At 60.2% G+C, this 8937-nt stretch carries 8 protein-coding genes; 4 read left to right on the plus strand and 4 right to left on the minus strand.

The window, feature by feature from the left end; translation table 11 throughout:
- Window positions 1-67: 67 nt before the first annotated feature.
- The 4 genes from CXY80_RS00890 to CXY80_RS00905 form a co-directional block, all read right to left on the minus strand.
- Window positions 68-307: a glutaredoxin domain-containing protein gene (locus CXY80_RS00890; RefSeq protein WP_199182194.1), complete on the minus strand. Its 240-nt coding sequence runs from the start codon at window positions 305-307 to the stop codon at window positions 68-70.
- A gap of 635 nt (window positions 308-942) precedes the next feature.
- A complete protein-coding gene (locus CXY80_RS00895) occupies window positions 943-1824 on the minus strand; it encodes a ParA family protein (RefSeq protein ID WP_104131228.1) in 882 nt (293 codons plus the stop codon).
- Window positions 1825-2231: 407 nt separating this feature from the next.
- Window positions 2232-2651, minus strand: coding sequence for a DUF3846 domain-containing protein (locus CXY80_RS00900; protein ID WP_104131229.1), 420 nt, complete (start codon window positions 2649-2651; stop codon window positions 2232-2234).
- Window positions 2652-3011: 360 nt separating this feature from the next.
- Window positions 3012-3953, minus strand: a complete 942-nt coding sequence (locus CXY80_RS00905; RefSeq protein WP_104131230.1) for a DUF3560 domain-containing protein — start codon at window positions 3951-3953, stop codon at window positions 3012-3014.
- A 569-nt stretch (window positions 3954-4522) separates the two neighbouring features.
- On the opposite strand from CXY80_RS00905, the gene CXY80_RS00910 reads away from it, so the two are divergent.
- From CXY80_RS00910 to CXY80_RS00925, 4 genes are all read left to right on the plus strand, one after another.
- Window positions 4523-5185 carry a GntR family transcriptional regulator gene (locus CXY80_RS00910; RefSeq protein ID WP_158251504.1) on the plus strand — a complete coding sequence of 221 codons (663 nt, stop codon included), beginning with the start codon at window positions 4523-4525 and terminating at the stop codon, window positions 5183-5185.
- Between the two features lie 81 nt (window positions 5186-5266).
- On the plus strand, window positions 5267-6544 hold the full coding sequence (locus tag CXY80_RS00915; protein WP_104131232.1) for a cytosine permease: 1278 nt from the start codon (window positions 5267-5269) through the stop codon (window positions 6542-6544).
- Window positions 6545-6557: 13 nt separating this feature from the next.
- Window positions 6558-8048 carry an amidase gene (locus CXY80_RS00920; protein ID WP_104131233.1) on the plus strand — a complete coding sequence of 497 codons (1491 nt, stop codon included), beginning with the start codon at window positions 6558-6560 and terminating at the stop codon, window positions 8046-8048.
- Window positions 8041-8763 carry a 5-oxoprolinase subunit PxpA gene (locus CXY80_RS00925; RefSeq protein WP_104131234.1) on the plus strand — a complete coding sequence of 241 codons (723 nt, stop codon included), beginning with the start codon at window positions 8041-8043 and terminating at the stop codon, window positions 8761-8763. The genes CXY80_RS00920 and CXY80_RS00925 overlap by 8 nt, the downstream gene beginning before the upstream one ends.
- The last annotated feature ends 174 nt before the right edge of the window (window positions 8764-8937 follow it).

Genomic DNA, 8937 nt, shown 5'->3' on the forward strand with positions numbered 1-8937 from the left:
AACAAACCGGCCGACAAACCGACTGAGAACGACGGGCTCGAACTAGCCGCCTAAACTCCCACTGGTCTCATTCGCCTTGACAAATTCCGATGCGGTCGGGCCGGAACCCGGCCCAGTGGCTGTGCTCGTCGACGACCACGATAGGCGCCGAACTGTAGCCCAGGTCCTCAGAGACGTATTCAAGAGCTGCTGCGTTCTCGGTCACATCGACGACTGTGTAGGTCACACCTGCTCTGTCGAGTGCTCGGTAGGTCATCGTGAATTGGACACACGCTGGCTTGCTGTACACCGTCACCATCTCACTCATGATCGTGCTCCCTCTCCACTAACAATTTTTTTGCCTGACTGGCAAGAGAAATCGACAGCGACCGGAAGTGCCGCAGTACCGGGTCGTGGAATACCGCAACGCAGCGAGGATATGCCGCGAAAGCCCGAACGCAGGCACGCAAGGAAGCTACGATGACCAGCCACACACGTAAAAACGAAAGGCCCTTACAGCGCCGCGCAGCGGCTCCCATAGTGGCGTGTGGTGCATGGTTGCGCCTTCCCCGTTCTACCGTTAGCTCCCGAGGGGTCTGCCTTGACGGAACCCACCGACATTTCGAGGAAAAGGCTCACCGCCGTTGAATTCAACGGCGAGACGTGCAAGTTCACGTTCCAGTGCACCATCAACGAGGGCTGCCATTGATGTGTAGCCGCCTTCGTAGCCGGCAGTTCTGAGTACTGCCGTTTCGGCGCGCTTCTTGAGGGAAGTACGGAGTCCAAACGTGACTGCCTTCTTCTCGTCACTCTCCACAGCGTCAGCCGGTGACTCACTGGATGTGCGAGTCGGCAATAGAACGGCCGGCGGAGGCTCTATGGCAGATGGCGTGCGGACTTCCTCGACCTCGGGCACCAGCCTGATTGGGCTTGCGCTTCCTGGCCGTCGACGAGTAGGGGTGGTCATGCTGCCATCCCCTTAGTGCCGAGGAAACGGGCTAGATAGGTTCGCGCGACGGCGTCATAGAGAGCGACGGTTTTACGTCCGTTTCGGTCGTTCCAGTCGGACAGCGAAACGGCCGCCGCGTCGGCTTCTGCGAAGCGTGACCATTCGGGGATATACGGAGGGTTGAGCAGTTCTGAACCGTCAGACATTTTCACGAGGCCACCTAAGTTCCACACGAGGTCTCCGAACTGCTCGCGTAGTCCCTCGATTTGGTAGTCGTGTTCGATGGTGGCTTTTCGTCGCGTTACGACGATGCCTCCGACCGTGAGGGTCGGGTTGGCTATGTCGATCGCATGACGAGTCACGAAGTCGTTCACGCGGATGGCTGCTTCGACGGAGTCGTAGTTGGGGTCGGTTGGGATGATGATGGTGTCGGCGGCCGCCATCGACATCTGCACCAGGTGACCGAGGTCTGGCCGCGTGTCGATAAGGATAATGTCGTAGTCGTCGGTCCATCCGTCGAGTGCTTTTTGGAGCCGTCTCACGGCTCCGATGACTCCGGCTTCAGTTTCTCGGTTTATGAGGTCAAACCGTGCCGGCAGCACATCAATGTTTTCCGCCTCTGCTGTTGGGGTCCCCTCGGGGCTGGTCCATCCGCAGGCGACGACAGCCCCCTCCCCCGATCCGGACTGGTCGGCCTTTATAACCTCGGACATGGTGGGGATGGGTTCGTTCGCGTCCCATTCGATGCCAAGTCGACGTGTGGCGTTCGCCTGTGGGTCCATGTCTACGACGAGAATCCGCTGGCCGGCTCGAGCGAGCGCGGCGGCAAGCTGTACGGTCAGCTCCGTTTTTGACACGCCACCTTTGTTGTTCGATATGACTGCTGTGTGCGCCACGGCTCTTACCTCTCACGAAAGTCAATAAACACAATACTTGTTTGTATTTATTAGGTTGATTGTCTTTCAACTATTACGTTGTTTGCGAATATTGTTTTGATCGACACGCCAGTAAGACAATAATTTATTCTTTCACAATACACACAATACTTGTTTGTATTGTAAATATTGGGTTCTTCCGCATAGGAACGTGAGGGGTCACCCTACGGGTTTTCCACCCAACCCCAAGGCCAAGATAGGCCTGAACCGAACTGCGATCAGCGCCAAGCGCAGGAACGACCTCATATCAATATGGCTGGCCTAGCCAGCTCATCGGGTCCGGCCTCCGTGCCGGGTGTCCAGGTGGGGGAGTGTGAGGGGGCTGGCCCCCTCACCGGCTGGCCTCTCGGGGCCAGCCGGCTGTGTGGCTAGATGTTGCGGAGCATGCTGACGATGGTGGGGAAGGGGGAGAGGCTGTCGACGAGGGTGTCGATGGTGCCGTCGTCGGGTTTCTGCGCGAAGGCCTTCTGGATCCTCGCGAGTTGGCGGTCGGTGAGGCCGATGGTTTCGCCGTCGGGGGTGACGCTGACGGCGATGGCGGTGCCGAAGATGACGGTGGGGCTGCCGAGGAGGTGGGTGAGCACGGTTGCGGGCAGGTTCAGGGCTGAGCCGTTGATGAGTCCTTCATCGTCGACGAACAAGTCGATGCTGTCGGCCAAGCCGACGACGTCGAACATGGAGCAGCCAATGGCGGCGCTGATGTCTGCCCCAATGCTGTCCGGGGTCAGGTTCAGGGTGGTGATGGTTTCGGTCGGGTTGATCGTGACACTACGGATGATGGTGGTCATGGGGTTCTCTCTCCTGAGTTAGTGAGGGCGCGGGGTTCCGGCTCTCGGCAGTGGTTGTGTAGTCGTCCACCGTTTTTCTGCCCTTGGTGGCAAGAGAAGCGATTGAGAGCGGGAGTGGCGAAGCACCGCAGGCTCGGGCGAAATAAGGGAGCCTGCGACCGCGTCCGAAACTGCGGTGCGTAGGCACGGAGCGAACTACGATGACCGGACACCAAGGGAAGAAAAGTCTTAAAAAGACGGACCGGCGCAGCCGGTTCCCTGTGGGCCGGCCTCCGTGCCGGGTTCACCAGTGGGGGAGTGTGAGGGGGTATCGTCCCCTCACGGCCGGCCCTGCGCGGGGCCGGCCGTGAACGTCTGGGGTTATTCGGGTCGCTGGTGCTGTTGGATCTCCGCATACGGGGCGGTATCGGTCCAGCTGTAACCGATGGTAACGCTGACTGTTTTGACGTTGACGCGGACGACGTCGCGCCACTGCCCGCGGATCTTGACCCGGTCACCCTTCCTGACGTTGGTACGGTCATACCCGGTGGCCGTGCCGCTGTCGATCTGGGCGGCGCGGACGGCCTCCCAGTAGGCGAGCTGGTCGCGCTTCTCACCGAGGTGCGGTGCGAGGTGGTACGCTCGAGCCTGCTTCTCGGCGTCGGTAGCGTCAACGTAGCCGCGGGCTTCGTCATACCGCGGGGCGATGATGCGCCGTTCCAACTTGCGAAGCTCGGCCCCGATCGTCTCGATGCGGTTGGCGACCGTCACCGGGCGGTAACGGTCGTCGGTGGTGTGGGTAGCCGTGTCGGCGCGTGCCCGGGCAGTGGCGGCGTCTGCGTTGGCTTCAACCGATGTGCGCATCGCACGATCTGCCCGGGCTATCGCGTTACGGTGCCGGGTTTCGGAATGGTGGCCAATCTTGATCGGCTCGCCACCTTCGGGCAGCCGGTCATGCGCGGCGCGAGCACGGGTCCACGCGGCCTCGTCAGCACGGCTCTTCCGCTCGGCTTTCGCCGTGAGGGCGTCAACCCGCTCGGCCTGACGCACGATCTTTCCAGCCTCAACCTCCGCCATCGGGCGGTAGGTGCTGTCAATGACGGTTTCAACCGAAAATCCCGCCGTTTCCAGTGCCACCCTCGTGCGGGTAATGAGGTGGAGCTTAGGGAGGCGGTCGCGGGACTGGGGGACGAACCAGGCGCTGATGCTGCGCCCCCAACGCCACCCGCTGGCTTTGAGGACCTCGGCGGTCCCGTCGCCTGTACTGGTGCCGTCGATCAGGGTTCCCTCAGCGTGCGTGTGGGTAATGGTCAGTGTGCTCATGGTCTTTTCTCTTTCTCCTGGGACAACGTGTTTTTTTGCCTTCCGGCGAAGAGAAATCGATAGCGACCGGAAGCGTTGTAGTGCAGGGTCGTGGAATACCGCAGGGAGCGCAGCGAGTGAGGATATGCCGCGAAAGCCCGAAACGAAAGACGCGGAAGGAAGCTACGATGACCGGCCGGAATGGTCAAAAAGCATCAGAAAACGGCGCCGCGCAGCGGCTCCGCCCTGGCGGAACTGAGGGTGGCCGCGCCGCCGTTCCTTTGAAGTAAGAGGGCTGCGGCCACGTCGCTGCTTACGCGTTCTGCGCCCCGGCAAAGAATGTCTTCCACGGGCGCGGTGTGAGATCTGAGGTCCCGACCTCCGTGCCAGTGCCGGCGGAAGGGCCCGACGTGACAGTGAGGGACTGTCGGGGGCCAACTCACGAAACGGACAAAATTGCTATTTATTCCGTTTTGTGATCTGATCCCCAGATTGTTTACATGTCCGTAACATGTTATTTACATTTCTGTAACCTGGGCTCGTCGGCTTACTCCTAATGTGATCACAAATCATGAATGGGGCGAGGAAATATGGGCAACAATCCGATTCACGTTTCAACGATTAACGACGAGGTCTATGAACGGCTTCGCCGGTGGATTACGTCGGGCACCCTGACGCCTGGTACGAAGATCTCGATCCGGGCACTCGCCGACGTGTTTGAGGTGAGCACGATGCCTGTTCGTGAGGCGCTTCGACGGCTCGAGGCCGACGGCCTTGTGGTGTTCCACCGCCGCAGTTTGACTGTGACGTTGCTCTCTGAAGATCAGGTAGGTCAGGTCTTCCAGATTCGGTTGCGTTTGGAACAGCTGGCTGCTGAGTGGGCCATCGAGCAGGTGACGGACATCGATATCGCTGACCTGGAAGAGATCTTGGCCAAGATGGACCGTCCGACAATTGACGTCGAGGAATGGCGCCAGCTCAACCAGGACTTTCACCTGCGGTTCTATGACTGTGCCCGCAGCCCGCATCTCCTCGAGCTGATTCGCAATGTCTGGGACAAAGTGGAGCCCTACATGGCGATCTACTCGTCGTCGGTCGATGACTTCCGTGAAGCACACCGGCAACACGAGCAGATCCTCTATTGGATCAGATCCCGAGACTTGTCCGCTCTCTTGATCGAAACGTCCGAGCACCTGACTTACACCGCACGAACTGTCATCGCCGCGATCCAGGCACACTCGAGCGCGAACTGACGCAGAGAACACCTCACCACTTGACCAAAGCACCACCGACATCACCGACAAATGCCAGCTCGAAATTCACGGAGGAAGATCATGGAAACGAACACCGAAGCAGAACTTTTCAGCAGCGAATACGAGAACGAACCGGTGCCGCGTGACAAGAGACGGTCGTTATTGTCGGTAGCGAGCGTCTGGGCTGGGTTCCCGATGATAATCACCGGTGCCGTTACGGGAGCAACTCTCGTAAACGGCCTGGGCTTCGTCCAGGCGCTCGGGGCGATGCTGATCGGCAATGCGTTGCTTTTCGGATACGTTGGCACGCTGAGCGCACTCGGGGCAAAGACCGGGCTCAATTTCTCACTACAGGCGTCCCGCACGTTCGGACGCACCGGTTACATGGTTTGCTCGGTTCTTCTCTCCACCCTCGTTCTCGGATGGTTCGCGGTTCAGACCGGACTAGTCGGCGCCAGCATGGCCGGCGCCTTCCCTGTGAACGCAACAATCATCGCTCTCATTGCAGGTGTGCTGTTTACACTATTCACGCTGCTCGGGATCCGCGCGCTGTCCATCATCGGGATGATCTCGGTACCGCTCTTCCTCGTGCTCGGAATCATCGCCGCAGTCCAAGCGAGCGCGCATGCAGCAAGCATCTGGGCCTACCAGGGAACACAGACGGGCTCCCTGGCGCTCGGCGTCGGAGTAACGCTCGTGTTCGCCCTCTTCGCCGACTCCGGCACCATGACCGCCGACTTCACCCGGTGGGCGAAGACTCCGCGGCAGGCCTGGATCGCGACGTCGACCGCGTTTCCTGTCGGTAACCTCATCGCCATGCTTGTCGGAGGTGTCATTGCCGCCGCCACAGCCGGCTCGGGTGACGTCTTCAGCCTGATCGCCCAGAACGGTGGAGTGCTGGCGGTCATCGCAGTCGTCTTCCTGTTCGTCAACCTCGGCTCGGTTTGCACGCACTGTCTTTATAATTCGGCGGTCGGCTGGTCATCGGTGCTTAACGGCAAGATGCGAATCCTGACCCTTATTCTTGGCGCGATGGGCACCGTGATCGCTGTCCTGGGTATCTGGGGGATATTCATCAGCTGGCTGATTCTGCTCGGCATCATCGTGCCGCCGATCGGCGCGATCATCATTGCCGATCAGTTTCTTACCCGCCGTGAGCGCACCGGAATCATCCCACGGGTGCGTTGGCAGCCGTTCGTGGCCTGGGCGATTGGGTCCGGGCTTGCTCTGGCAGCGAATCTCATGGTGCCGGAGTTCTCTACGGTCGTGATCGGGCTCGTCTTCTCCGCTGGCTCCTACCTTGTCATCACAAAGCTCAGCCAGCGGGCCGGAGCAGCAGCCGCTTCCGTGACGAACTAAGGGGACCAGACCGATGAACATCATCAAAACTGATTTGATCGATCTTACGGTCGAGGACTTCCACCGAGCACTGCGCAGAGGCGACCTCTCAAGCCGTGAACTCACTCAATGGTACCTCGACCGCATTGAGGCAATCGATCGCGCAGGGTACGGGCTCAATTCCATTGTCACCGTGAACCCGAACGCCCTCGCTGAGGCCGAACGGTTAGACGCATTACTCCAGGCGACCGGCGAGCTCAGTGGACCGCTCCACGGCGTTCCTGTGCTGGTGAAAGATCAGGCGGAATCAAAGGGTATCCGGACCGCTTTCGGTTCAGAACTGTTCGCAGACTACGTGCCGAGCAAAGATGCTGGCGTCATAGAGCGGCTCCGCGCGGCCGGAGCTGTGATCCTCGCGAAGACAACAATGTGCGACTTCGCAGCCGGATGGTTCTCATCATCGTCGCGATCGGGTCACACGCGCAACGCGTATGACCCGCTCCGCGACTCGGGCGGCTCCAGTGCAGGCAGCGGAGCCGGGTTATCTGCCAACCTCGGGCTTCTCGCCATCGGCGAAGACACCGGCGGCTCGATCCGCATCCCAGCCTCGTTCAACAATGTTTACGGCCTGAGGGTGACGATAGGCCTGATCAGTCGGCGTGGCTTCTCTCCGCTTGTCCATTTCCAGGACACTCCAGGTCCGATGGCACGCACCGCGAAGGACCTGGCGGTGCTCCTCGACGTAATCGCCGGGTACGATCCCGCAGACCCCTATACGGCCACCGCATGGCATGACCGACAGGTCGGGCAGTACGCGGCGACAGTGGCGGAGCAGCGCCCACTTGGGGAGTTCTCGGTTGGTGTCCTCGAGACCGCGTTCGGAGACCACGGGGAGCGCTCGCGCGAGGTCAATAGGGTCGTTCGCGATGCGATTGCGGCCCTCCAGCTGGCGGGCGCAACTGTCATTCCCAGTCTCACTATCGACGACCTCCCACGGTGGATAGCCGAGACCTCAGTGTACGTCCGGCAATCCCGAGCAGACATCACCAGTTTTCTCTCCAGCCGCGACGCGCCGGTGCGCTCATTTGACGAGGTTTACGCGACGGGGCGTTTCGAGCCGCTCAACGACCTCATCGGCGCTATCGCGGACGGACCCGACGACCCAGACACCGACGCCGAACGGAACCGGCTGCTCGCCAACCAGGCCGAGTTCTCGCGCCTCGTGGTCGATCTCCTGGCCCGCTCGAAGGTCGATATCCTCGTATACCCGACAGTGCAGGTGGTACCGCCGACACATCAAGAACTTCATGACCACCTCTACACCGCGCTCACCTTCCCGACCAACACAGTGATCGCCTCACAGGCAGGGCTTCCGGCTCTGTCAATGCCGGTCGGATTCACATCAACCGGACTCCCAGTAGGTTTAGAAGTCCTGGCAGCGCCGCACGCAGAATCCACCTTGCTACAGTTCGCCGCAGCCTGGGAAAAGCTGACCAACGCCCGAAAGGCACCAAACATTGACTGAACGGACCTTCGACCTAAACGCTGACCTCGGCGAAAGCTTTGGCGCCTACCAATACGGCGCGGACGATGAACTCATGCCACTGATCACATCAGCGAATGTAGCGTGTGGCTTCCATGCGGGAGATCCCACCACCATCCGTAATGCCGTGCGCTCGGCGTGCAAGTACGGCGTCCGCGTGGGAGCGCACGTGGGCCTGCCCGATCGACTCGGCTTCGGACGTCGCGAGATCAACATCAGCGCCCAGGACGCCTACGACTACACCCTCTACCAGCTCGGCGCGCTCGACGCGTTCCTGAGGCCTGCGGGACATCGCATGACGCACATCAAACCACACGGAGCGCTCTACATGATGGCCAGCCGCGATCGCACACTCGCCGATGGGATCGCGGAAGCTGCGCGCGACTTCGATCCAAGTCTAGAGATCTATGCCTTGCCAAATTCCGCACTCGAGCAAGCATCGACCGACAAGGGACTTCAAATCGTCCCGGAGTTCTTCGCGGACCGCCCGTACCAGGGAACCCAAGTGCAGATGTTCGGCTGGACCTACGACCAGGTTGGAGGACCAGACGGTGTCGCACAACGTGTCCGCGCCATGATCGACGACATAAACTTCTCACGCATCAAAACGATCTGCATTCACAGCGACACACGAGGAGCGCCGGAGCTGCTCCGGGCAGTCAGAGACATCGTGAACCCGAGTACAACACCACGTTGACGAGAGAAGGAGGGCTGCGTCCCTGACGTATCAACAGCCAACCCGAACTGTCGTGTTAACGACAACCAAAAATAGGGCTCCCCTGACGGGACTGCCCCGAGTTCAGTTGACTCTGGGGGTTAGTGGTTTTAGGCGGCGTTGAGGGCCATGTTTATTGTCTCAAACTCGATCGGG

Source organism: Cryobacterium sp. M91, from assembly GCF_002929615.1.
GTDB classification, from domain to species: Bacteria; Actinomycetota; Actinomycetes; order Actinomycetales; family Microbacteriaceae; genus Cryobacterium; species Cryobacterium levicorallinum.